We start from the raw sequence: 25693 nt of genomic DNA on the forward strand, positions 1-25693 counted from the left end.
GGCCAATTTTAGCGCCAAAGATATTTAATAAAGCTAAATGATCTTCTATTAGATAAATAATCCATATCGTTTTCATGCATATATGCCTCTCTTTCAAAGCTAAGATTTTGATATGCTTTATACGTGTCCAAATAACAAACGGCCCTAATGGCCCATTCTATTAAATAAAGAATATAAAAAGGAAAAATCAATAGTTCTCGTTGCTGACGCAAATGAATTTTTTCGTGATTTATAAGTACATCGTCATTTTTTAAACTTCTATTTTTTAAAAATATGAAAGGCCATAGTGAAAGCCCCACATAGTTTTTATAGAAGAAATGTCTAAATACCAGAATCATAGAAATACTTTGACAGTAGTATTACAAAGATAAAGCCAAAAATAGTTCAACTAAAGAATACTGGTCTTTATTGCCAACAAAACCGATTAAAGGTTGAACCACCGCTTAAGCGCTTTTAACGCTTACTTTCACAATGGTAACTGCAAGGTTATCAACAGAAAGAAGTAACTTTATATTCCAAAAAAGCAGCAGATAGCATGAAAGAAATAATTCCGATCGAGGAGGGAGATTTTTACTGGTCCGAGAACGGGTATAGAGTTTTTACTGAACAATACCACCTTAAAAGAGGCTATTGTTGTGAGAGTGGTTGCCGACATTGCCCCTATGGATATGACGCAAAAACCAACACACAATGAATTTTAACATAGCTCGGCATGATATTTGTGAATCTTTTAAAAGAAAAAATAAGTACTTATAAAACATATAACGTTATGAAAAACATCAAATTACTTGGCTTACCCTTGCTACTTTTAGTTTTTATTACATCTTGCTCATCGGTAAGCGTCCTGTCCGATTATGACCAAAAAACTGATTTTAACGGCTACAAATCATATGCATTTTACAAAACAGGTATAGATAAAGCACAGATATCCGATCTAGATAAAAAGCGTATTCTACGTGCTATTGAAACTGAAATGAGCTCTAGGGGGTTTGTGAAATCTGAAAACCCTGATCTTTTGGTAAGTATTTTCACCAAAGAACAAGAACGTGTAGATGTATACCAAAACAATTATGGCTGGGGCGGAGCTTGGGGCTGGGGTTACAACCCATGGGCCTGGGGACCTGGTTTTGGCTGGGGAGGCACTAACGTTAGCACTAGAACACAAGGATCACTCTATATTGATTTGATAGATAATACATCCAATGAACTAGTATGGCAAGGAAAAGGTGTTGGCACTATAGCAAATACAGGTAATGTTGCCAAAAAAGAAGAGCGTATCAAAGAATTTGTTTCCCAGATTCTTGAGCAATACCCACCTAATGCCGTGGCAATGAAATAAAACATTTTTTGATGTTACTAAACGGGCCTATAGTTTCTATAGGCCCTTTTTTATTCCCTACAACAATGGAAAATACGTACTGTTCTTTACTTCATTAAGTACAAATGCACTTTTTACGCCTCCAATACTTGGCAAGGAAGCTATCTTAAATTTGGCAAAATCATAATATGCATCTAAATTCTTTACGACTACTTTAAGCAGAAAATCGAACTCCCCACCTACCACAAAGCACTCTACAACCTCTGGATATGTTTTTACCTGCTCAAAGAAATCATCCATCATGGCGCCTTTTTGCGCTTCTAAAGACACAAAACTAAAAACGGTAATGCTATCCTCAATTTTATCCTTATTCAAAATAGCTACATAGTTTTGTATAAACCCATCTTGCTCAAGCCGTCTTACCCGTTCATACACCGGTGTTTTTGTTAGCCCCAACTGTTCCGCTATTGATTTAGCGCCTGTTTTAGCATCCTTCTGCAAAATCTTTAAAATTTCCCTATCTATATAATCTAATTTTTCCATCATAACTTTTTCCTTAATACATAACACTATTCAACCTTAAAAAGTATTATTTCCTTTATTAATACATTTAAAAAGTGATTTTCACCAAATTAAATAATATTAACAAATATTTGGTCTATAAATCATATATTTATTAGAATTAATTTAAGGTTTAACGATTATGACGAAGGATAAAACCACTTATGAAAGCAATCCTATTTTGGACAAACTTCCTAAGCACTTAAGGCAGTATATTAAACCCCAAAATTATGAGGACTATACCCCTATCAACCAAGCGGTATGGCGCTACGTTATGCGAAAAAATGTAGATTACCTCAGTAAGGTTGCACACAAATCATACACCGAAGGATTACGCAAAACAGGAATCTCTATAGACAACATACCCAATATGTACGGTATGAACCGCATTTTAAAAGATTTGGGTTGGGCCGCAGTTGCCGTAGATGGTTTTATTCCTCCCGCTGCGTTTATGGAATTTCAGGCATACAATGTACTGGTCATCGCTTCGGATATTCGGCAGTTAGAAAACATTGCCTATACGCCTGCACCAGATATTATTCATGAAGGTGCCGGTCACGCCCCTATTATCGCCAACCCAGAATATGCAGCATACTTAAGACGATTTGGGGAAATTGGTTGTAAAGCCATTTCCAGTGCAAAGGATTTTGAGCTGTACGAAGCTGTTCGTCATTTATCTATCATAAAAGAAGCCAAAGGCACATCGCTTATAGAAATTGAAAAAGCTGAAAAGCATATTGAGCACTTACAAGAAAACATGGGTGAACCCAGCGAAATGGCACTCATAAGAAACCTACATTGGTGGACGGTTGAATACGGACTCATAGGTACTTTAGAAGACCCTAAAATTTATGGAGCAGGATTGTTATCATCCATTGGAGAAAGCCAATGGTGCATGACCGATAACGTAAAAAAACTGCCTTACTCTATTGAAGCGGCAAGAACATCCTTTGATATTACCAAACCTCAACCTCAACTATTTGTAACGCCAGATTTCGCTTTTTTGAGTCAGGTTTTGGAAGATTTTGCTAACACTATGGCATTACGTACTGGCGGACTCTCAGGGTTACAAAAACTCATCAACTCAAAAGAACTGGGAACTATTGAGCTTAGTACGGGATTACAGGTTTCCGGTAATTTTGAGTCGCTTATAGAACATAATGGAAAACCCATTTACTTTCAGACCAAAGGAAAATCTGCGCTTGCCTACAGAGAAAAAGAATTGGTTGGTCAAGATGTAAATCAACATGGAGCTGGTTTTGGCTCACCCATCGGTAGACTCAAAGGCATCAATATTCCCATAGAAGATATGAGTCCGCGCGATCTTAAAGCCTATAAAATATATGAGGGAGAAATTGTTTCATTAGATTTTGTTGGCGGAGTCAACGTCACAGGAAAAATAGTTACCGGCACACGTAACCTTCAAGGTCGTATCATTCTGATCACTTTTGAGAATTGTAAAGTAACCCATAACGGTACTATTCTTTTTGAGGCTAACAACGAGTTGTACAATATGGCGATCGGGGAAGAAATTGTTTCTGCCTACCACGGTCCTGCAGATTTAAAGAGTTTTGACCTCTTAGACCATTCATTAAGTACCAATATTACAAATGAAGGTCAAGAAGACCTGAGCGAACTAGAATCCTATTACAAAATGATAAGGGATTTTAGAGAGGGAAAAAACACCATTATTTCAAGAACAAAAGTATTTCAAGAAATACAGGAAAAGTACCCTACGGACTGGTTATTGCCCATTGAAATTTACGAGCTTGCCGTAAAAAGCAATGAACATAAATTGATAAAAAGTATTGAAGAACACTTGGAAAATATTAAACTTGACCAACCCAATTTGGGACAATTAATTGATGACGGACTAGAATTAGCTACGGTAAAATCGCTGGTTTGATTGCTTGCAGGCCCTCTAAAGATTCAATGGTCTGTTCTTGGTACGTTAGTCGCCAACCCATAGAATTGGTAAGAATATAGAATTTCTGCAATTCGCTGATCAGCCTGTTTTCAGCATTCGAACGCAGTGCAGATGCTTCTACTTTTTTCATTAAAGAAGCTTTTACGGTTTTCTTGATCTTGTTATAATCTGCAGCATCAAACTGGTTCAGGTAATCTGCAGTAACGTCGTAGTACTCAAAATCTGGATTCAGGTTAATTTCTGCTTCCGGTATGCTATTAATTTTTACTGTTTTGGTTGCTTGATCTACTTCAAATTCAATCTTACTTAAATCATAAGCTACCGTTACATCAGCATTTACCACAACCAAAGCTTTTTTTTCCGCTCGTAATAACGGACCAAAAAGTTCTTTTGAGTCTTTATAATTATAGACCTCGGCAAAATGACCCTCTGTAACTATTAGCTTGGATACATTGGTGATTTCTTCCTGAATGAGCATCGAATTTTCCTCAAGAATAGATTGATCCTCTTTTCCATCATTACAGGAACGTATAATCAAAACAACCGCTAAAGTAATCAGAACGCCAGCTATAAATTTTTTCATGCTTTTGAAATTTCGAAGTCCATAAAAGGATATGCTTTCCGTATATACGCAATCTTTTTGCTTAACGATGTTAAAAATTTTTGATGTGCTTCACTTCCAGGATTAAATGGTCTATGTTGCAAACCGCGTTGAACCTCATCAACTTTTTTCATGTCATCGGTAATACTATCGTTGATCCACACCTCAACAAACTTTTCCCAAATATAATCGATTGCCATTTCGTTGGGGTGAATCATATCCTTGGCATAAAAGCGATAATCCCTAAGCTCATCCATCATAATCTCGAAGCTTTCAAAATACGAAACAGGAGGTGAAAAATTTGAAGTTTCAATAGTTTGATGTATTGCCGAAATAAGATGCGCTTTACTTCTTTGATTTTCTACAAAGCCGTCTTTTAAATGCCTAACAGGAGAAACCGTAAAAATGACTTGAGCTGATGAATTTACAGATTGTATTAAGGTAATCATTCGCTTTAAACTCTCTCTCACCGCATCAACACTCAATAACTCTTTTGTAAAGTTTGACTGAGGCACCTTATGGCAATTAGCAACAATTTCACCGTTATCTCTATTACGATACACCCAAGCCGTGCCTAAAGTAATTATTACATGACTTGCCACTTTTAATTGCTCAGCAGTGTGATTTAATGCCGTATTTAAATCTACGACCAGTTGTTCTTTGAAGGGCTTACTTAAACAAGAATGCGCATCAAAACAATGCCATTGTTCATTCGCTTGGAAGATGTCCCCTTCGTTGAACGTTTCTTGAGTTACAGCTTTTTGAAACAGCTTTTCAATTGCTAAAGGATGAAACAAAATACCAAACGGATTCTGTAATTCTTGAAATTTGTAATACGATAGCTTAGCCCCAATATTCTCTGAAAAACAAGAGCCCATTAGCAACAATCGGCTTGAATAGTCAATTTGATTGTTTGCTTTTGATAATGGTATTTTGGTTAAGAGATTCATTTATTTGATTTCTTATCTTTTACGAATTTCTTAAACAATGAAGGACTACTTCAAATAACCCTCTGCCTTAGCCAACGCCTCTGTTATACCACCTGGATTTTTACCTCCCGCAGTTGCAAAAAATGGTTGTCCGCCACCGCCGCCTTGAATATATTTTCCAAGTTCACGAACAATAGTACCGGCATTCAATTCTTTTGAAGCTACAAGTTCTTTAGAGATATAGCAAGATAACAATGCTTTGCCGTTTTGCTCAGTACCGAACAGTAAAAACAAATTATCCTTATTACCGCCCATTTCAAAACTAAGGTCTTTTATTCCCGCAGCATCCAAATCTACTTTTTTAGCAAGAAACTGAACCCCATTTATTTCCTTAAGTTCAGACAACAGATTACCTTTAAGATTCTTTGCTTTGTCTTTCAATAGCTCGGCTACTTGTTTTTTAAGATTACTGTTTTCTTCCTGTAAACTAGAAACGGATTTAACTGGATCTTGACTATTGCCAAGAACATGTTTAATTTTTGAAAGTAACTTATCATTATCGGTATGAAGATCTTTAACGGCATCGCCCGTAATTGCTTCAATTCTTCTTATACCTGCCGCTACGGCACCTTCAGATTTAATTTTAAACTGCCAAATATCTCCCGTATTCTTAACATGGGTACCACCACAAAGTTCTATAGACTGCCCAAAGCGTATGGTACGTACGGCATCGCCATATTTTTCACCGAACAATGCTATTGCGCCATTTTCCAAAGCGGTCTTCATAGGTACATTTCTTTCCTCCTGTAACTGTAGCTGACCCTCTATACGCGCATTGACAAAATTTTCAACATCCTGTAGTTCTTGCGGGGTCAATTTTGAAAAATGAGAAAAATCGAATCGCAAATATTTAGAGTGCACGGAAGAACCTTTTTGTTCTACATGTGGCCCCAGTATTTCTCGTAATGCCTGATGCAATAAGTGTGTTGCCGTATGGTTGGCTTCTGTTCTACTTCGTTGCTTTTTGTCTACTACCGCTTTAAAACTTTCATTTAAATGCTCTGGAAGATTTTCTGTAAAATGAATGATTTCATTATTCTCTTTCTTGGTATCCGTTATGTAGATAACACCTCCACGCGAATCTTCTAGATATCCTTTATCCCCTACTTGACCACCACCTTCTGCATAAAACGGAGTAAGATTAAACACCAATTGATACTGGGTGCCTTCTTTTTTAGAAACTATCTTTCTGTATTTGGTAATCTTTACCTCAACATCGAGCATATCATAACCAACGAACTCCTGTTCGCTATCTTCCTGTAAAATTTCCCAATCCTGTTTTGAAATGGCCGAGGCCGATTTAGAACGATTTTTTTGCTGCTGCATAGCGGCATTAAAACCTGCTTCATCTAGCTCATATCCCTTTTCATTTAAAATAAGTGCGGTCAAATCAATTGGGAAACCAAATGTATCATACAATTCAAAAGCTTTACCACCGTCTATAGTCTTATCCTTAGAATTTTTGATAATGCTATCTAACAACAATAAACCTTGATCTAAGGTTTTTAAGAACGAGTTTTCCTCTTCCCTAATCACATTTTCAATCAGTTGTTTTTGCTCTTTCAATTCTGGATATGCGGCACCAAGCGAATCGGTAAGTACATTCACCAAACGGAACATAAACGGTTCTTTGGTATTTAAAAATGTAAATCCGTAACGCACAGCTCTCCTTAATATTCTACGGATTACATAACCTGCTCCCGTGTTACTTGGCAACTGCCCATCTGCAATAGAAAATGCTACCGCACGAATATGGTCGCTAATAACACGTATGGCTATATCGATCTCTTCACTCTTACCATAATCGGAATTGGTTATGGTCTCTATTTCGCGGATGAGCGGTGTAAATATATCCGTATCATAATTAGATTGTACTCCTTGTAAAACCATACAAAGGCGTTCAAAACCCATACCGGTATCTACATGCTTTGCAGGCAAACTTTCCAATGAACCATCTGCCTTACGGTTATACTGCATAAATACAAGGTTCCATATTTCCACTACTTGTGGGTGGTCTTGATTTACCAAACTTGCCCCGGATACTTTTGCTTTTTCTTCTTTAGATCTAATATCAACATGAATTTCAGAACATGGTCCACATGGGCCTTGATCGCCCATTTCCCAGAAGTTATCCTTCTTGTTCCCCATGATGATTCTATCTTCGGGAACAATTTTTTTCCACAGATCAAAAGCCTCATTGTCCATAGGTAGCTGATCGGCATCGTTACTACCTTCAAAGACCGATACATAGAGACTATCTTTATCTATTTTAAAAACTTCGGTCAACAATTCCCAGGCCCAAGAAATAGCTTCTTCTTTAAAATACCCGCCAGACCGGCCGGCAGGATCACCAAAACTCCAATTACCCAACATCTCGAACATGGTGTGGTGGTAGGTATCTTTTCCTACTTCCTCCAAATCATTATGCTTACCACTTACACGCAAACATTTTTGAGTATCAACCACCCTAGAGCTTTTTGGCTGGTTTATACCTAAAAAATATTCTTTAAACTGGTTCATTCCCGCATTTGTAAAAAGCAGGGTTGGATCATCTTTAATGACCATAGGTGCAGAAGGCACTATTTTGTGTTCTTTACCTTTGAAAAAATTCAGAAATTGGGTTCTTGTTTCTTTGGAATTCATCTAAAATGCTAAGCTTTTACAAATTTTAACCGTTTATATAAAACTATTTTTATATTTGTTTGTTCCCTAATAATTAAAAAACAAAAATAGGATAAATAACATTCATGTCTAAGGTAAAATACTATTACGACCCAGACACCCTGTCGTACCGTAAAATAGAGCCCGAAAAATCTAGACGTTATAGAAATATAACCTTCTTTATTTTAGGATCCTTTCTTTTTGGACTTCTGGGACTTATCCTGCTTTTAAACACCGATCTTGTGAACACCCCTAGGGAACTTTCACTATCCCGCGAAGTAAAAAATTACGAACTTCAATATGAACTGTTGAACAAAAAAATGGAACAGATTGAGGAGGTCTTGGGTAACATAGAGGAACGCGACAATAATATTTACCGATTATATTTTGAGGCCAACCCCATTCCTGACGAACAACGTAGAGCAGGTTTTGGAGGTATCAACCGATACAAATCCCTGGAAGGCTTTAATAACAGTGAAATGATCATTGCCACAACTAAAAGGCTAGATATCATAAAGAAGCAAATTGCGATACAATCCAAATCATTGGACGAAATCACGAAATTAGCTGAGGAAAAAGAAAAATTGCTCATGTCCATACCGGCCATACAGCCTATTAACAATGAAGACCTTACCCGCATGGCTTCTGGTTATGGCTGGCGTTCCGACCCCTTTACAAAGGCCAGAAAAATGCATTATGGCATGGATTTTACCGCACCCAAAGGCACTCCCGTATATGCTTCTGGAGATGGAAAGGTCACAAGAGCGGACAATAATTCATCTGGATACGGAAAACACATAAGGATAGAACATGGGTATGGTTACTTAAGTTTGTACGCCCACCTTAGTCAGTACAACGTAAAAAAGGGCCAAAAGGTTAAACGTGGGGACTTAATTGGTTTTGTAGGAAGTACAGGGCGTTCAGAGGCGCCACACTTACACTATGAGGTTTGGAAAGACAAAGACCGTATAAACCCGATCAACTTCTATTATGGCAGTTTATCCGCAGAAGAATTTGAGAATATGTTGAAATTCGCTAATCAAGAAAACCAATCATTGGATTAATGCAGATAGAACTCCCAGAAAAAAGATATTATGGTATTGGCGAAGTGGCCAAGGCCTTTAAGGTCAACGCCTCATTAATTCGTTTTTGGGAAAAGGAATTTGACGTTTTACAGCCTAAAAAAAATGCCAAAGGCAATAGAAAATTCACCCCTCAAGATATTAAAAACCTTCAATTGATCTATCATTTGGTCAAAGAACGGGGCTTTACTTTAGAGGGAGCCAAAATACACCTTAAGGAGGAAAAGCAAAAAACGCTTTCCAATTTTGACATTATCCAAAAGCTGGAACGGGTAAAGGCAGAACTGAACAAAATAAAAGACCAATTATAACACTACACTATATAACACTACCATTATGAAAAAAGGAATTATTGCATTAATCGTAATTGTCGTCATTGCGTTTGGACTATACCAATGGGGCGTAGGCTTTAACAACACCGCCATAGCATTAAAAGAAACTTCTACTAAAAGTTGGGCCAATGTCGAAAGTCAATATCAACGTAGAAATGATTTAATAGGCAATTTGGTGAAAACCGTACAAGGTGCGGCAGATTTTGAAAGAGGAACATTGACCGATGTTATCGAAGCAAGGGCGAAAGCAACCTCAGTTAGCATTGACCCGGCCAATATAACACCAGAGCAATTGGCGCAGTTCAACCAAGCACAAAGCGGACTTAGCAGCGCATTAAGCAGATTATTGGTTACCGTAGAACGCTACCCAGACCTAAAGGCAAACCAGAACTTTTTAGAGCTTCAGTCACAATTAGAAGGTACCGAGAACAGAATAAATGTAGCTAGGGACAGATTCAATGCAACCGTTGAACCTTATAACCTACACATTAAAAAATTCCCAAATTCAATTTTGGCAGGTTTTCTAAATTTTGATGAGCTAGCATACTACAAAGCAGATGCCGGTTCTGAAAACGCCCCGGATGTGAATTTTGAATTTGATTGATTCCCATATGTCCAGAGTAGAAGACTTTTTGACCCAAACCGAAGAACAAGAAATTGTGGAGGCTATAATACAGGCCGAAAACAATACCTCTGGCGAAATAAGGGTGCATATAGAAGCACATACTACAAAAGATCATTATGAACGGGCCAAGGAGGTGTTTCATTTATTAAAAATGGACAACACCAAACAGGAGAACGGTGTTTTGCTATATGTAGCCGTCAATGATAGAAAATTTGTTATTTGCGGCGATAAAGGAATTGACAAGGTTGTTCCTGCGGATTTCTGGCAAACTACCAAAGACACCATACAAAATCATTTTACCAAGGGAGCTTATAAAGAAGGCATAATAGCAGGAATACTTATGGCCGGTTTAGAATTAAAAGAGCATTTTCCGTGGCAAACGGATGACACCAATGAATTAAGCAATGAAATATCTAAAGGCTAGTCTTTTAATCCTTTTTCTTTGGTGCACCCCTATTTGGAGTCAATTTGAGATTCCAGAAAAACCTGCTTTGCAAACTAGCGTATATGATTACCTTGACCTATTAAGCAATCAACAAAAAACCACATTAAGTCAAAAATTGGTGCGTTATTCCGATAGTACCTCAACACAAATCGTAATTGCGATCATTGCTAGCACCAATGGGGAAAACATCAATTATCTTGGTGCAAATTGGGGACAGGCCTGGGGTATTGGACAACAAGGAAAGGATAACGGAATTCTGATCTTACTGGCACGGGACGATAGAAAAATAGCCATTAATACCGGTTATGGCGTAGAAGGATCTTTGACCGATGCCTTATCCAAGCGTATTATAGAAAATATTATCCTACCTGAGTTTAGAACCGGAAATTATTACGCAGGCCTGGACAAAGGAACAGATGTTATATTTCAAGTACTAAATGGCGAATACAAGGAAGAACGCTCTTTAGATACCGGTAAAGGCACACCATTTTCTTCCTTCTTACCTTTTATTTTTTTCATCGTCATCTTATTCTTATTGTGGAGTAGAAAAGACAATAACAATAATAACGGGCGAGGCGGCAGAAGAAGAGGTCTTAGTCCTTGGGATATGATTATTTTAAGCAATATGGGCCGTTCCAATGGATCTGGTGGCTTTGGCGGCGGTGGCGGAAGCTTTGGTGGTGGCGGATTTGGAGGAGGCTTCGGCGGCGGCGGCTTTGGCGGCGGCGGTGCTTCCGGTGGCTGGTAAGTTGTTGTTTTGGTTAAAAACTAAAAAAGACCAAACCATTCCGCAAAACAGAATTGTTTGGTCTTTAAGGGGCATTCCTTAATCCTTTATTTTTACTTCTTTCGCATAAACACAGTGATGGGAACACCTGAAAAATCAAACTCTTCCCTGATCTTATTTTCTAAATAACGTTTGTAAGGCTCACGAACATATTGTGGCAGGTTACAGAAAAATGCAAACTGTGGGTACGGTGTTGGTAATTGTGTACAGAATTTTATCTTAACGAATTTACCTTTATACGCAGGTGGCGGATAATTTTCAATGATTGGCAACATTACCTCATTGAACTTACGGGTAATGATCTTTCTATTCCTATTGTTATAGACCTCAACAGCGGTTTCAATAGCCTTGAAAATACGTTGCTTTGTCAGCACAGAAACAAAAAGAATAGGCACATCTGTAAATGGTTCTATGGCCTTTTTTATTTTTTGAGTGTAATGCTTTATGGTATTGGTCTCTTTATCCTCTACCAAATCCCATTTATTCACAAGAATTACAATACCCTTATGATTACGTTGTGCAAGCCAGAAAATATTTTCTACCTGACCATCAAAACCTCTGGTTGCATCTAGCATTAGAATACAAACATCGCAATGTTCTATAGCCCTAACAGAACGCATTACCGAGTAGAACTCCAAATCTTCCTTAACCTTAGCTTTACGGCGAATTCCGGCAGTATCGACTAGATTAAATTCAAAACCATATCGGTTATATTTGGTATCTATACTATCTCTTGTTGTACCGGCAATATCGGTCACGATATACCTATCTTCTCCGATCAAGGCATTAATAAAAGATGATTTCCCCGCATTTGGTCTACCTACAACGGCAAATCTTGGTAAATCGCTTTTTTCTTCAACGACATCTGGCAACTTCTCAACCAAAGCATCTAACAATTCACCAGAGCCACCACCGTTTATACTGGACAAGGTATAATATTCACCTAGACCCAAAGAATAAAACTCAACGGCATCTTCTGCCCTTTTAGCATTATCTACTTTATTGACCGCTAAGAAAACAGGTTTTTTGACCCTGCGTAGCAACTTGGCTACATCCTCATCCATACCGGTTACCCCGGTTTCCACATCAACCATAAAGATAATGGCATCGGCTTCTTCAATAGCGAGTTCTACCTGTCTGTCAATTTCCTTTTCAAATACATCATCACTACCTACAACATACCCCCCTGTATCTATTACAGAAAATTCTTTACCGTTCCAGTCACTTTTTCCATAATGACGATCACGGGTAACGCCACTGACTGCATCAACAATAGCCTCACGTCTTTGAATTAATCTATTAAAAAAGGTTGATTTACCTACATTGGGTCTCCCCACAATGGCAACAATTGCACTCATAGCTTAAATTTGGCGCAAAGGTAGTATAATCCCAACAATAGTTGACTGATTACCTTGTGTATATGATTTAATTATGGATTGGATTATTTATTATAGCCAAATCTTTTTAGCTGCCTGGAATTGCTTCTCCAATTCTTGTTCACTTTTACATATAACTCTATATGCACTTGCTTACCAAAAAATTGCTCTAAATCCTTACGTGCTTCAATACCCACTTTTTTTAGGGCGGCACCTTTATGACCAATGATAATACCTTTTTGAGAATCTCGCTCAACCATAATCACGGAACGCATTCTAATTATAGCCTCATCCTCAAAAAACTCTTCGGTTTCAATTTCTACGGCATAGGGTATCTCTTTCTTGTAATTTAGAAGGATTTTTTCCCTTATGGTCTCGTTAACAAAAAAACGTTCTGGCTTATCTGTCAACTGATCTTTTGGATAATATGCAGGGGAGTTGGGCAATAATTCTATGATCCGCTCAAAAACACCTTTAATATTAAAGTTTGATAATGCCGAAATAGGGTGTAATTCTACATTGGGCAACATTTGCTGCCAGTACTGTACTTGTTCTTCCAATAGCTCTTGTGTTGCCGTGTCCACTTTATTCAACAATAACAAAACCGGAATTTTACTGTTCTTTATTTTTTCAAAGAAGGCTTCATCCTTGAGTGCTTTTTCCCCTATTTCTACCATGTACAATAGCACATCAGCATCTTCAAATGCAGATTTTACAAAATCCATCATACTACTCTGAAGCTCGTAAGCCGGTTTGATGATCCCGGGAGTATCGGACAAAATCATTTGAAAATCATCGCCATTGACAATACCCAAGATACGATGTCTTGTAGTCTGCGCCTTAGAGGTAATAATAGATAATTTCTCACCCACAAAAGCATTCATCAATGTTGATTTACCCACATTGGGATTTCCAATAATATTCACGAAACCTGCCTTATGATCTGCCATCTTTTATTTTTATTAGGTATTTTTTTATTTCCGTATTCACCTTTGGAGCCAACAAAAGTACGGCAATCATATTGGGAATTACCATAAGTGCATAGGACAAATCAATTAAATTCTTAACCAGGTTCAACGATGCTACCGCGGCAAAGACAATCATAATTACAAAATACCAATTATATAATTTACCAATTTTTGCATTGGTCAAGAACGAAAGCGATTTTACGCCATAATATGAATAGGTAAATAGTGTAGATAATGCAAAGGCGGTAACAATGACCATTAATAACACATCTCCCCAACCAAAAAGTGTAGTCTCAAAAGCAGACAAGGTCATTACAATACCACTGGCATCTTCCAAGTAGGCCCCACTCAATATTATGACTATTGCCGTAAACGTACATACTAAAATCGTATCTATAAAGGGACCTAGCATAGCTACCAAGCCTTCCCTTATTGGCTCATCATTTTTAGATTGCCCATGATACATAGGCGCACTACCCAAACCAGCTTCATTGGAGAACATTGCCCTGCGCACCCCTATGATCACCAAGCCCCAAAACCCACCTGTTGCGGCAGATTTAAAATCCCACGCCTGTGTAATAATCATCTTTAAGGAGGGTATGATCATTTCCAGGTTCAACGCCATGACGACTACAACCGCTACTAAATATAACGCCACCATAAAAGGTACTATGGCCGATGCCACTTTTGCTATTTTAGTGAGTCCGCCAAAAATGACAAATGAGGTTACTATGGCAAGGACAATTCCTATGGTCCATTTCCAATTTTCATCACCCATATCCAAAATTGTACTGGAGGGTTCTACCACGCTCATAAACGTTTCCGTGAACTGATTGGCGGTAAATACCCCCAAAAAGCCAAAAAGACCGCAAACCGCAAAAAAGGTTGCCAACGGGCGTGCCTTTTCTCCTAGGCCTTTGGTAATATAATACATAGGCCCACCTTGTAATTTACCATCAGAATCTGTACCCCTGTACATGATGGACAAACTACAGGAATAGAATTTAATACACATACCGATCAATGCCGTCATCCAAATCCAAAATACGACTCCCGGTCCACCATCATGTATAGCTATTGCTACCCCGGAAATATTACCCAAACCAACTGTTGCCGCAACTGCGGAGGATAAGGCTTGAAATGAGCTGACCTCCCCTACCGAGTTTGCATTGTCATACTTACCTGCGGTAATGGCTATGGCATGACCAAAAAAACGGTAAGGCATAAATTTTGAATAAAAAACCAGAAAAAGTCCGCCCCCTATTAGCAAAAGAAACATTGGCCACTCCGTATAGGGTAAAGCACTGGCTATAAAATCGTTGATCGTATCCATAAATTGCTTAAAATTCGAAGTTATGGATTTTAAGCTTTTTAGTGGCAGGTGCGCCTAAAAAGATTCTTTAAATAAGTTTTGAAAATAGAATAAAATGGTTGTATATTTGTCGCCCGTTACAAATAGTAGCGTTCATCTTGTCAGGGTAATGAACTGAGGTTGCAAAACAAGAAAGATGAAACCCATATCGCGGGGTAGAGCAGTAGGTAGCTCGTCGGGCTCATAACCCGAAGGTCGCTGGTTCGAGTCCAGTCCCCGCTACTAAGTATAACGTATTCAATAACAACGGTTTAGTTTTCACTAAACCGTTTTTTTATGCCTAATTTTAAAGAGTTAGTTACCTTTGAATACGAAAATGAATACGAAAGTGCATACGATTTGTCCGTGAAGAGAAACTTTTCCATCCCTAAGATATATTCCGCAAATGGCGATTTACAAAAACGCTGGTATGTCTATTTTTCCTTTAGGCACCCTAAAAGCGGAAAATTAGAGCGCCAGACCCCTTTTTATGGAAACGCAAATACATATAAGACCAAGGAAGGGAGAATGTCCGTATTGGTCATCTATAGAAAAGTTCTATTAAGACTACTTAACCAAGGTTATGATCCCTATTCCGATAACATAGAATTACACAAAAGGCTGAAGAATAAAAACAAGGTAGCCCTTTCTGTTGATTTGCCCAACAAGCATCTAGAAAGACCTGAACCAATACCGGAGAAAACATCGATGACCATTCAAGAAGCTTTTGATTTTGGAATGAAGCTGAAAGAAAAATTGGTCAGCACTAGTACTAAAAGAGATTATGAAAGTAAAATTAAGATTTTTTTAGAATGGCTTTCAACTAATCATCCAGACCTAAAATATATACATGAGCTTAACAAAAAGCTTGTTGTAGGGTTCTTGAACCATGTTCTGGCAAGAAGCAGTGCACGTACCAGAAATAACTATAAAACCGACCTGAGCAGTATTTTCCAGGTATTGTTCGAAAATGAAATCGTAGAACAAAATTTCATAAATAAAATCCCTAAGCTAAAATCCATCCCGGAACGCAACAAGACATATTCCCAAAATACCCAAGAAGAAATATTCCGTTATTTAGAAGAGAAAGACCCTATCTTACTTCTTTATATAAAATTCATCTCCTATAACTTCTTGCGCCCGATCGAAGTATGTAGGTTAAAAGTCAAGGATATCGACATCAACAACAGAACAGTACGTTTTAAGGCCAAAAACAGTCCACTTAAGACAAAGATCATTCCAGAACTGTTATGGACCGATTTACCAGACCTTACAAAACTGGATAAAGATGCAGTATTGTTTACCCCTGATAAAATTGGTGCTAAATGGAATACTCATGTCACAAATAGAAGAGACTATTTTAGTAAACGTTATAAAAAAGTTGTCAAGGACCATTTTAAATTAGGAATCAATTATGGCCTGTACAGTTTTAGGCATACTTTTATAACAAAGGTCTACAGGGCCTTATTAAAAGACTCCTCCCCTTTTGAGGCAAAAAGTAAATTGATGCTCATAACAGGACATACTTCTATGACTGCATTGGAAAAATATTTAAGGGATATTGATGCCGAACTACCTGAAGATTACTCAACGATGTTAAAGAACGTACATGAATAACTCTTCTTTGGAAATATTGTACAAGGACCTGATTATGAACCTTTGGGTAGAACTATTGTTTTTCATTCCCGAAAATGAAGTTACAAACGGATTTTTAGAGAATCAAAAAGAATTTGAATTCAAAAAATTTCGCAATAAAGTTTTAGTAATAGACTATTATCAAGGCCCCATTGTATATAAAATAGGAAGAGAAAACAGTAGGATAATATTAAAGGGAGGCTCCTTAAACAAAAGTATTCGTCAATTGTTAAATTACAAGGTCAATTCCAATGAAATGGAATTTAATTACATTTTAGAGCTTTATTATGAACAAGCAGAGTGTTTATACTTTATTACGAAATGGTTGAATGAAAACATAAAACAAATATTACCACAAGACGACACTATAAAAGGACTACTCAAAATACAATTCGATATTCATAAGTCTCATTTTGAAACTTTTTTAAAACAGTTTTACCCTGATTTACATTCTTTACCAAAAGGTAATTTTGATATTGCAAAATCGTTGGCTTCTTCGTTTACCAACGTATCTAAACTCCATAATAACAGAAAAAAACAAATATTAACTTCTGAAAATTTAAATATTCAAAGTAGTCTGAACGAAAGATCGCTCAATACATCGTTGAACCATAAAAAGCAGTTTAATAATATCAAAAAATGGCCTATTATTTCGGAATCCGAGGTGGAAACTATTCTATTGAAGCAAATTTTTAATATCGATTCAAAAAGCATTTAAAAAAATTATACGTAAATTAAACGTTTAATTTACGTATAAATATGAAAAAAATTGAAATCTGCACGTATTGTGGTGATGAGTATGTACCTAAAAGAAGAGGGGTACAAAAATTCTGCAGCAACTCATGCCGAAGCCTTAACTGGAAAAACAAGCAACAGACTAAAGAATTGAAGGTGCCAGCTGTAAACCCTATAGATGAAAAACCTGTTTTAGCACAGAAGCCAAGTTCACAAGAAAAAATGTCTTTAGCAGGAATTGGAAATGCTGCTGCAGGGGTTGCCGCTGTAGAAATGGTAAAAGATTTTGTAACCCCTTATTCCGAAAAACCCGCTACAAAAAAAGATATTGAAGATTTAAAAGCATTTCTTAAATCTCGATATTTGTTGGTCCGCAATCTCAGAAAAGACCCGAACGGTAAAAAACCTTACTATGACGTTATATCTGGAAATCTTGTTTATCTATAACGTGAAATTGAATTTGCTACTCATATAATCTTGCCAAGTGACCAGCACATATTTCTCCTTTCCGTAATCGGTCTTTTTCAGAAATCCGTATTCATAAACGAAAAAGTATACCTCCCCTTTTTTATTTTTCCAATAGTGGGTAAAGAAATTAGGATCAAACCCAATTTCTAACAATACATTCCTCCTAATGGTGACCTTTCCTCCTTTATTATACTGTTTTAGAATTTTCCGGTTCAGTTTTAGCTGATTATCCACTTTATTGTAAAAGCGGTCCGGTCTTTCCTTTTCTTTTTGATATTGAAAAGCACTCTTGCAATGCAGATTGCAATATTTTTTATCCGTTCTACCCGTAAGTGATCTTTTACAGTACAAACACTCTCGTTGTAGCCTCATTTCCATATAGATAAATGAATAATTATTCGAACATTATTCGATTAAGATACGATTAAATCATTTTTATTAATGAACTTGGGAAAAAAATAACATGTTTAAAGGTAGAAGCGTTACGTTAAAACATTTATTAATAAATAACGTAAAACATATTGGACTCCAGTTCAAATCCGATAAAGTAATCCAAACGCTTGTGGAGAAATTACCACAGCTATGTTGGAGCCAGGAATATGGCATGTATCATATCCTCAACAATAAAACCAACCTTAGTATTCTTTTCAGTACATTTCGTGGAGAGGTCTGGATAAACGGAAATTATTTTTTCGAGAATAGCCATGGATTAAACCCAGACAAACCCAATAACATAAACTGGTACAGGAACAGGGAGCTGAAAGAAGGTTTTAAAAGATGTCCGGAAGAATACCTGGACAAGTTGGAACTTAGGAAATATGCGGAAAACACGGTAAAAACCTATGTGCACCACTTTGAATCTTTCATAAACCATTATTACAATATAAGGCCCGCTGCCATTACCGAAATCGAAATTAGGGATTATCTGCAAGTTCTATCTAGAGAAGGACGTTCAATCTCCTATATAAACCAAGCGGTCAACAGCATTAAGTTCTATTTTGAGGTAGTAATGGGTATGCCCAACCGGTTCTATGAAATTGAACGACCTATTAAACCCAAACAATTGCCCAAAGTACTTTCAAAAGAAGAAATTTTAAGTTTGATAGACAACACCAACAATTTAAAACACCGTTGTATTGTATCCCTTCTTTATTCTGCAGGACTGCGCAGAAGTGAGCTACTTAACCTGAAATTGGAAGATATCGATAGCAAGAGGATGCTTATACTAATAAAGGACTCAAAAGGAAATAAGGATAGGATGACCGTATTGAGCCCTACCCTATTAAAGGAACTTCGTATCTATTATAAAGCCTATAGACCGAAGGTTTATCTTTTTGAGGGTCCAAAGCAGAAGGCTTATACGGCGTCTAGTGTACTGAAACTTATCTCCAAGGCCGCCAAAAGAGCGGGTATCTATAAAAAAGTAACTCCCCATATGCTCAGACACAGCTTTGCCACTCACCTTATTGAAGATGGCATTGACATACGACATATACAATTGTTATTAGGTCATAGTTCAACCAAAACAACGGAAATTTACACCCATGTGGCGGAAACCTCATTTAACGGAATAAAAGATCTCTTATCTTAGTTCCGCATATGAAAAACATATAGATCATATGATCTATATCCTTACGTTACCACACATTTGAGAAATGACGACATTTTTAGTTTTAATAACAATAGCTTTAGGAATTAGTTTGATTCTGATTTTGACAAAATCGGACTTTCCAAAAGTTGAAAAGTTTGTTAGAAAAGTCTCATTTTACTCATTAATCGGAGTTTTGATTTGTATAATACTTTTGTTATTCGATTTTCGATTAAAAGGAGAATATACCACACCAATAATCGGATTGACTTTTGTCTTATCTACAATATTGCTTTTCGGACTGACAAAAAATACTCGAACCAAATTATTAAGCGGAATTCTGACAATCCCAACGTTTGTGATTGGAATTTTAAGTCTGTTTTCAGAAATGACTCTATTCTTTTTTTATTTAATAGTACTTCCTTTCGAACCGCCAATTGCGAAATTTGAAATTAATCAAAATCACAATGTGGAAGTTCGAGTTGGTGGATTTTTGGCTTGTGGAGAAAGTTTGGTAATTACGGAATCGACATTGGGAATTTTAGACAAACAAAAATACATCGGAAATAACTCTTGCGTGACTGGAATTGATAAAATAGTGACTTTGAATTTTAAAGAAAGTAAAGCGGAATTTTTAATATATCACGATGGAAAAACTGAATTTGAAAATCCTTATGAATACCAAGCGGAAATAAAAAACGTGTGGTAACAATGTATATAAAAAATAGCGCGAGCATTTGCTAACACGAAGGTTCGGGCACTTTTTCGAGGTCGCCAAATTTTTAAATTTGGCTATTTGAGAAAAGAGAGATAAATAGAAAAATTTAAAAATTCGGCTTGAGTTTAACCGAATGGATAGCGCACTTTTTCAGCGCTACTTTTCATATACTGGACCGTTAGCAGCAATGTCGTGTAAACTCATAGTTTCAAACAATGAATTTAGAATCTTTTAGAAAAATCAAAGTTGATGAAACGCAAGAATTCAAAACGTTTGCGAAAGAAATCGATTACCTAATTGAGTTTTTTCAAAGATTTTCTGAGCTAATATTCTATAATGGTCGACTCATTTCATTCTTCACGGACAAAAAGACTTTTTTCCTGAACACGTATTTAATCGAAAGCTCTGCTCAGACTCTACGAAGTATTAAACAGTGCTGTTCAATTGGCAGTTTTTCAGATGCAAATACACTAATAAGAAAACTAAGAGACGACCTAATTCAATACGTTTATATTCTTTCGATAATAAATTCAAGAAAACCATTTATCGAAGAAGATTTAAAGAATTTAAAAGTCGACAACCCTGAAGAATTTTCTAGTTCATTTTCAAACATTAGAATAAATAATATATTGACAGATGATGAAAAAGCAGTTTCTGCTTGGTTTAGTAATCAAGTATCGGATTTGGAAAGACCAATTAAGAAAAAATTGGAATTTCAAAATTATATGAACACGCTAAAAATGAACAAAAATACTTCACAAATTTTGCAAGAATATAATCTGCAAGAATATTGGGAGGTTTTAAGAAAAAGACTCAATGATTACGTTCATAATAATGGAATAAAGTTCGCAGCACAAAATTCTGTTAGAGAAAATAATATAAACTTAAAGGTTCATCTAAAAAATATAAATATTCGGACATCTTACATTTCTTCTTTTTTTATAATTATTCTTTTAATGGTTGATTCGGCATTAATATCATCAACCGATTATATGGACCATTTAAATTGTGACTTAAAACCCCCAGAAGGCAGTCAGTATTTTGTGGCGAATTTTATTCAGGAATTTATTGATAAAAAAGTGAATGGACTTCATCCAGAATTAAAACAATATTTAAAAGACAACAATATAAACGGAATGAAAATCAAGTAGAAAAACACAGCTGCTAACAATGCCTATAATTAATACGGACTTAGGGTTTTACGGTAAGGTCTGTGTATATTTATGAAGTCGCAAAATCTTTGGGATTTTGCTTTCAAACAAAAAAAGAAAAAACAAAACCAAAAGCTTTTGCTTAGCGCGTAGCTGGAAATCCGTCGGATTTCTGCGCCGCACTAATCATAGCCTCACCGTTCTACTCAATTTAATAAAATGAAAAAATCAGTATTAACAACAAGATTAATTTGGCTTGGTAAAATTTGCAAAGTAAAGTATGTGACCATTAGAGTCACGACTTTGCTTGGGGGGATTTTTCTTTTCAGTCAACTCCTCTTGTCTCAACATACTATCGATTCCCAGGTTGACCGTTTGCACCAGTATGCAGGGCATTGGGTAAGCAGCGTCCATACAGATACGGATAGTATTGGCAAATACCCTTCTATTAAAATGAATAACATATCAAAAATGGACAATCATTCCTTACAAGTGGAAGTGTTACAATATAAAGATGGAGAATATAATCCCTTGCTCATAGAGTTGATTAGTTATGATTCAAAAAGTGCCAAAATTATTGCTTTGGGACAAAATATGGAAGGCATTGTTTTCAAAGGAAAAGGACATTTTTCCAATGAAAAAAAATGGGAAATGCAGGACGTCGATATGTTGGGTGATTTTTACATGCAAGTCAAATTTGATTTTCAAAATTTCACAAATGTATTGTTAGAAGGATTTGATGAGTCTGGAACAAGTCTTTGGGAAACCCGATATATCAAGTTAAATCCAAAGGATAAAAACATAGGTATTCAATTGGTATCTGTTCATCAGGAAATGTTGAAAGACCCAGTTGAAACCTTGCTGGAATTAAGTCGAATGGGTTATAGTTATGTTGAGACTTTTGTATATGATAATGGCACATTTTACGGAATGTCACCAACGGAATTTCGTAAAGTAGTGGAAGCTCAAGGAATGCAATTTTTAGGATCGATGACATTTCATAACCTTCCTGCCTATAACTCCTGGGAGAGCTCAATGAAATGGTGGTCAAAATGTATCGACGACCATTTGGCTGCAGGGGTCAAGTATCTGACAACTTCCAACAATCAACTCAAGTCCGTAACGACCAAAGCAGAATTACAACGCTATTGTGACTATTATAATGCAATCGGTAAATTATGCAAAGAGAAAGGAATCACCTTTGCTTATCATAATCATGCAGATGAATTTAGGATGATCGAAGGAGTTCGGATTTATGATTATTTATTGGAAAATACCGACTCTGCTTATGTTTACTTTCAAGCTGATATTTATTGGATGGATGTCGGGGGTGTAAAACCTATAGGTTATTTTCGAAAACATCCCGGGCGATTTTTAAGTTGGCATATCAAAGATTATAAAGAATTAGGCGCAAGTGGGAAAATAAATTGGATGGAATTATTCCATGACCCCGATTTTGAATTACCAACATATATGGTCACAGAGGTAGAAGATTATTCTTACCCGCCGATGTTCAGTGTACAGTTGGCTTGGGAATATTTATACTATGAAATATTGGATTAGACTTCTTTGCAAGATTCTATGTAGTAACAAATAATAACTGAGTAGAACAATAAATATAAGTAAGCCGGGGCAATGTGGTTTGCGAATTTTAGTACATTTAATAAAATTTGTAAAGGTATGGTACGCAGTTGGTTCGAAATCCCGGCCTACTCATATTATTAACGTTAGGCAATATTTAAATATGATTCAAATTATTAGATTAATATCAATATTTTGTGTTTTTATCATTTTCTCAAATTGTAATAAGGAGAAGGAAGTGAAAACTCCTTTTGAAGAACAAAAATTTCCTATTATAGTTGATAATATGACTGGACAACACGCAGAACTTGCTTCAGCCAGTTGGTTAGGTTACGCTCATAATCAAGCTTATTATTTTGGAGAGCTTTTGGACACAATTATTTTAAAAAGACAAATAGACTTCAAAAGTGATTATTTTGCTAGTGGCTATGATTACGGGAATATACTAACGATGGATTCCGCTAGAGTTGGGATAAAAGTAGACACATCTCAAATTATCAATACTCTTGGTCTAAAATCTAATCCGGTTCTAATCTACAATAAATCTATTGACACTTTATTTATTGGTACTGACGGCGGAGTATACTTTATAACGGAAGGGAAAACTAAAACAGGAGAATGGAAACCAATCGAAAAGCATTACTTTCCTTTTTGTGGGACTGGTGTCATTTCAACCATTCTACCACCAAAGAAGGTGGTACTAAGTTCCGTGGTTAATTATAGTGGAGATTATAATACTAAGCTGAGAATTAAAATGGGTTCAAATTACTCAAATGAATATGATGGATGGATTAATGAATCCCAATTTGAAAGTGCTAAAGAATAATAGTGGAGAATAAAAAAACATTGCCTAACAATACCTAAACGTAATGCGGACTTTAGGGCAAAATCGAAAGGTCTGTGTATATTTATTGTGTCACTAAATCTTATGGATTTAGCTTTGGACAAGAAAAAATAAAACTAAACAATAAGCTTTAGCTTCGTGCTCAGACGGAAACGAAAAGTTTCCTTACTACCGCACTACGCTTAGCCGAGCCGTTAGCTGTAATCTGACCAAAAAAACGCAAATGGGAATATTTGACTTTTTCAAAAAAAATAAAGAAGAATCTGAAAATAAAAAAGCAGAAGTCCGAATTTTAGAGAAACCAAATTTTTCAAAAGTTAACATTGAGAAGTTGGAGGATTATTACGATTGGACATTAAATTATGGTGAGCGGAAATTGAACTTGGATTTAAACTTTGAAACCGATTCGACAAATCAAGCTGAATTAAATCAAATTATGGAATTCGTAAAAAAGATACCTGAATTTGACCACCAAAATCGGAATTACATAAAATCGGACTTTGAGCAAGACGTGAGTATGACATCGGACTATCTGAATTTCTACCTTGACGAACTTGATGAAAGTGAATTAGGTGGAATAATTGACTTGAAAAATCGAAAAAAATCGAGGAATAGTCTTTTAATGGAAGAACTGAACTTAATAAGAGTTGGAATTTATCCACAAGCTTCTTATTTCGCAACATTTGACTATTCGATTGACATTGATGGAGAACCTTGCAATCAGCTTTTAGTTTTGAATATTAATCAAGATGGAACTTTAGACTATATAACGTGGGAAAGTTGAAAAGACTACAGCTAACAATGTATATAAAAAATAGGCGAAACAGTAGTAAATTCAAGGCTTTTGGCTCTTATCAAAGTTTGTGCTTAGCCGAAAGTTTCGTGCTTCCAAACCGCCTACTTTTCATATACTAAACGTTAGCAAACATATTGCAAGAAAAGTCCAATCGGTTCGCAATTAGCCTGAATATCTAAAAAATAATAAGAGTTCGGTTCGGGCAATTCCGCATTTTTAAAATGGTTTCTTGGGGCTTGTTCCTTTCTCAAAATTCAGATATTTAATTAATAAATTACCTTGCCAAAGTTCACGGTCGGACAACACTCGGACGCAACTGTTGCGCAGACGGATTTGCGACTTTCTTACCAAAGTTTGGGCAAAGACCGAAAGACCAAAAACGTATACTTTTAAAGTTCGGCGGACTAAAAAAGAAACCATTTTAAAAGGGTTCGGGAAACTAATCAGTGTTCTGCGACGAGAACAAGGTTTGCGCTGCAACACGCTTGCTAACAATATGTATAATCCATACTGTCCGATTTTCCATCGGAAAATCTACGTATATTTAGAATGTTATCGTACGGCGGGAAATCCTACGGATTTCAAGGCCGTACAGATCATACACAAACCGTTGTGCACAATAAAAAAAATCTGATGAAATTTAATTTAATAACTCTTTTACTAATTTTGAGTTTAACCGCTTTCTCTCAAAAAAATACGGTGGAAGACATAAATAACTATGTTCAAAACATTGACTCAAATTCTGAGTTAAAATTAAACGAGTATGATTGGAATAAAATTACTGACAGTCATATTGACCACGGAGCAATATTAAAAATTTGGAAAAAAGAAAATCAAATTGTAAAAATAGAAGAGCAATTTGGAGCTTCATATGGCAGATATTCAAGATTAATATATTTAAAAGATAACAAGCAGGTTAAAGGAATTGAAACTGAGGAGAATTTTGGGTTTAAAAATAATGAGATTGATTATTCTAGTTTAAATATTCAATTTCGGATGGAGGTTTATGTTACTGGGTTTAATAAAATGATTGAAGAATATGAGTTTGAAGTACAAAAAGAAGGAAAAAGAAAAATGACTGAAACATACTGCGATTTAAATAGTGTTTTCGCAATTTTGGACGAAATAAAGGACTTGTAAAACTGTGCACAACA

Annotated in this window: 27 protein-coding genes and 1 tRNA gene; 19 read left to right on the forward strand and 9 right to left on the reverse strand. The window is 36.2% G+C overall.

All coding sequences use genetic code 11. The features are described from left to right. Window positions 1–8 precede the first annotated feature (8 nt). Window positions 9–338: a hypothetical protein gene (locus ABVM52_RS04215; RefSeq protein ID WP_405384018.1), complete on the reverse strand. Its 330-nt coding sequence runs from the start codon at window positions 336–338 to the stop codon at window positions 9–11. A gap of 197 nt (window positions 339–535) precedes the next feature. Between ABVM52_RS04215 and ABVM52_RS04220 the strand changes: the two genes are divergently transcribed. Together ABVM52_RS04220 and ABVM52_RS04225 are read left to right on the forward strand one after the other, a co-directional pair. Beyond that, a complete protein-coding gene (locus ABVM52_RS04220; protein ID WP_405384020.1) occupies window positions 536–694 on the forward strand; it encodes a DUF5522 domain-containing protein in 159 nt (52 codons plus the stop codon). Between the two features lie 75 nt (window positions 695–769). Further along, a complete protein-coding gene (locus ABVM52_RS04225; protein WP_405384022.1) occupies window positions 770–1339 on the forward strand; it encodes a DUF4136 domain-containing protein in 570 nt (189 codons plus the stop codon). 57 nt (window positions 1340–1396) lie between these two features. Here ABVM52_RS04225 and ABVM52_RS04230 read toward each other — a convergent pair whose 3' ends face one another. After that, window positions 1397–1864 (reverse strand): Lrp/AsnC family transcriptional regulator, encoded by a 468-nt coding sequence (locus ABVM52_RS04230; protein ID WP_116770981.1) that lies wholly within the window; start codon window positions 1862–1864, stop codon window positions 1397–1399. A 157-nt stretch (window positions 1865–2021) separates the two neighbouring features. On the opposite strand from ABVM52_RS04230, the gene ABVM52_RS04235 reads away from it, so the two are divergent. Then, the gene (locus tag ABVM52_RS04235) at window positions 2022–3785 is read left to right on the forward strand and encodes an aromatic amino acid hydroxylase (RefSeq protein ID WP_405384025.1); all 1764 of its coding nucleotides are present in this window, start codon (window positions 2022–2024) and stop codon (window positions 3783–3785) included. Here ABVM52_RS04235 and ABVM52_RS04240 read toward each other — a convergent pair. From ABVM52_RS04240 to alaS, 3 genes are read right to left on the reverse strand one after another with little or no spacing between them, the layout of a single operon-like run. After that, complete coding sequence (locus ABVM52_RS04240; RefSeq protein WP_405384027.1) at window positions 3763–4389, reverse strand: DUF4230 domain-containing protein; 627 nt, start codon at window positions 4387–4389, stop codon at window positions 3763–3765. The genes ABVM52_RS04235 and ABVM52_RS04240 overlap by 23 nt on opposite strands. Further along, window positions 4386–5357, reverse strand: a complete 972-nt coding sequence (locus ABVM52_RS04245) for a GSCFA domain-containing protein (RefSeq protein ID WP_405384029.1) — start codon at window positions 5355–5357, stop codon at window positions 4386–4388. Before ABVM52_RS04245 ends, ABVM52_RS04240 begins: the two co-directional genes overlap by 4 nt. A 45-nt stretch (window positions 5358–5402) precedes the next feature. After that, the gene (gene alaS / locus ABVM52_RS04250) at window positions 5403–8039 is read right to left on the reverse strand and encodes an alanine--tRNA ligase (protein ID WP_405384031.1); all 2637 of its coding nucleotides are present in this window, start codon (window positions 8037–8039) and stop codon (window positions 5403–5405) included. Window positions 8040–8143: 104 nt separating this feature from the next. Between alaS and ABVM52_RS04255 the strand changes: the two genes are divergently transcribed. From ABVM52_RS04255 to ABVM52_RS04275, 5 genes are read left to right on the forward strand one after another with little or no spacing between them, the layout of a single operon-like run. Beyond that, complete coding sequence (locus ABVM52_RS04255) at window positions 8144–9121, forward strand: M23 family metallopeptidase (protein ID WP_405384033.1); 978 nt, start codon at window positions 8144–8146, stop codon at window positions 9119–9121. Next, on the forward strand, window positions 9121–9450 hold the full coding sequence (locus ABVM52_RS04260) for a MerR family transcriptional regulator (RefSeq protein WP_089262681.1): 330 nt from the start codon (window positions 9121–9123) through the stop codon (window positions 9448–9450). Before ABVM52_RS04255 ends, ABVM52_RS04260 begins: the two co-directional genes overlap by 1 nt. 25 nt (window positions 9451–9475) lie before the next feature. Continuing rightward, window positions 9476–10075: a LemA family protein gene (locus ABVM52_RS04265; protein ID WP_405384035.1), complete on the forward strand. Its 600-nt coding sequence runs from the start codon at window positions 9476–9478 to the stop codon at window positions 10073–10075. A gap of 7 nt (window positions 10076–10082) precedes the next feature. Further along, on the forward strand, window positions 10083–10520 hold the full coding sequence (locus ABVM52_RS04270; protein WP_405384037.1) for a TPM domain-containing protein: 438 nt from the start codon (window positions 10083–10085) through the stop codon (window positions 10518–10520). Then, entirely contained in the window at window positions 10501–11289 is a 789-nt protein-coding gene (locus ABVM52_RS04275) for a TPM domain-containing protein (RefSeq protein WP_405384039.1), read from the forward strand. The genes ABVM52_RS04270 and ABVM52_RS04275 overlap by 20 nt, the downstream gene beginning before the upstream one ends. A 92-nt stretch (window positions 11290–11381) precedes the next feature. Here ABVM52_RS04275 and der read toward each other — a convergent pair whose 3' ends face one another. From der to ABVM52_RS04290, 3 genes are all read right to left on the reverse strand, one after another. Continuing rightward, complete coding sequence (gene der, locus ABVM52_RS04280; protein ID WP_405384041.1) at window positions 11382–12686, reverse strand: ribosome biogenesis GTPase Der; 1305 nt, start codon at window positions 12684–12686, stop codon at window positions 11382–11384. Between the two features lie 83 nt (window positions 12687–12769). After that, window positions 12770–13654: a GTPase Era gene (era, locus tag ABVM52_RS04285; protein ID WP_405384043.1), complete on the reverse strand. Its 885-nt coding sequence runs from the start codon at window positions 13652–13654 to the stop codon at window positions 12770–12772. Continuing rightward, window positions 13641–15005: an alanine/glycine:cation symporter family protein gene (locus tag ABVM52_RS04290; RefSeq protein ID WP_405384045.1), complete on the reverse strand. Its 1365-nt coding sequence runs from the start codon at window positions 15003–15005 to the stop codon at window positions 13641–13643. The genes era and ABVM52_RS04290 overlap by 14 nt, the downstream gene beginning before the upstream one ends. A 188-nt stretch (window positions 15006–15193) precedes the next feature. Here ABVM52_RS04290 and ABVM52_RS04295 point away from each other — a divergent pair. From ABVM52_RS04295 to ABVM52_RS04310, 4 genes are all read left to right on the forward strand, one after another. Further along, window positions 15194–15266 (forward strand) — tRNA-Met (locus ABVM52_RS04295). 54 nt (window positions 15267–15320) lie between these two features. Next, window positions 15321–16640 carry a tyrosine-type recombinase/integrase gene (locus tag ABVM52_RS04300; protein ID WP_405384047.1) on the forward strand — a complete coding sequence of 440 codons (1320 nt, stop codon included), beginning with the start codon at window positions 15321–15323 and terminating at the stop codon, window positions 16638–16640. Continuing rightward, a complete protein-coding gene (locus ABVM52_RS04305) occupies window positions 16633–17376 on the forward strand; it encodes a hypothetical protein (protein ID WP_405384049.1) in 744 nt (247 codons plus the stop codon). Before ABVM52_RS04300 ends, ABVM52_RS04305 begins: the two co-directional genes overlap by 8 nt. Window positions 17377–17417: 41 nt before the next feature. Continuing rightward, complete coding sequence (locus tag ABVM52_RS04310) at window positions 17418–17840, forward strand: hypothetical protein (protein ID WP_405384051.1); 423 nt, start codon at window positions 17418–17420, stop codon at window positions 17838–17840. Here ABVM52_RS04310 and ABVM52_RS04315 read toward each other — a convergent pair. Continuing rightward, entirely contained in the window at window positions 17835–18233 is a 399-nt protein-coding gene (locus ABVM52_RS04315) for a hypothetical protein (RefSeq protein WP_405384053.1), read from the reverse strand. The genes ABVM52_RS04310 and ABVM52_RS04315 overlap by 6 nt on opposite strands. A 91-nt stretch (window positions 18234–18324) precedes the next feature. On the opposite strand from ABVM52_RS04315, the gene xerA reads away from it, so the two are divergent. The 7 genes from xerA to ABVM52_RS04350 all read left to right on the forward strand — a co-directional run bounded on the left by xerA (window position 18325) and on the right by ABVM52_RS04350 (window position 25679). Beyond that, on the forward strand, window positions 18325–19452 hold the full coding sequence (xerA, locus tag ABVM52_RS04320; RefSeq protein WP_405384055.1) for a site-specific tyrosine recombinase/integron integrase: 1128 nt from the start codon (window positions 18325–18327) through the stop codon (window positions 19450–19452). A gap of 64 nt (window positions 19453–19516) precedes the next feature. Further along, window positions 19517–20158, forward strand: coding sequence for a hypothetical protein (locus ABVM52_RS04325; RefSeq protein ID WP_405384057.1), 642 nt, complete (start codon window positions 19517–19519; stop codon window positions 20156–20158). Window positions 20159–20382: 224 nt separating this feature from the next. After that, window positions 20383–21318 carry a hypothetical protein gene (locus ABVM52_RS04330; RefSeq protein ID WP_405384059.1) on the forward strand — a complete coding sequence of 312 codons (936 nt, stop codon included), beginning with the start codon at window positions 20383–20385 and terminating at the stop codon, window positions 21316–21318. Between the two features lie 219 nt (window positions 21319–21537). Further along, window positions 21538–22881 carry a sugar phosphate isomerase/epimerase family protein gene (locus tag ABVM52_RS04335; RefSeq protein ID WP_405384061.1) on the forward strand — a complete coding sequence of 448 codons (1344 nt, stop codon included), beginning with the start codon at window positions 21538–21540 and terminating at the stop codon, window positions 22879–22881. Between the two features lie 181 nt (window positions 22882–23062). After that, window positions 23063–23725: a hypothetical protein gene (locus tag ABVM52_RS04340; protein WP_405384063.1), complete on the forward strand. Its 663-nt coding sequence runs from the start codon at window positions 23063–23065 to the stop codon at window positions 23723–23725. A gap of 241 nt (window positions 23726–23966) precedes the next feature. Further along, window positions 23967–24527: a DUF2004 domain-containing protein gene (locus ABVM52_RS04345; protein ID WP_405384065.1), complete on the forward strand. Its 561-nt coding sequence runs from the start codon at window positions 23967–23969 to the stop codon at window positions 24525–24527. A 645-nt stretch (window positions 24528–25172) separates the two neighbouring features. After that, entirely contained in the window at window positions 25173–25679 is a 507-nt protein-coding gene (locus ABVM52_RS04350; protein ID WP_405384067.1) for a hypothetical protein, read from the forward strand. Window positions 25680–25693: the final 14 nt, after the last annotated feature.

This window comes from Maribacter sp. LLG6340-A2, from assembly GCF_045057105.1.
GTDB lineage: Bacteria > Bacteroidota > Bacteroidia > Flavobacteriales > Flavobacteriaceae > Maribacter.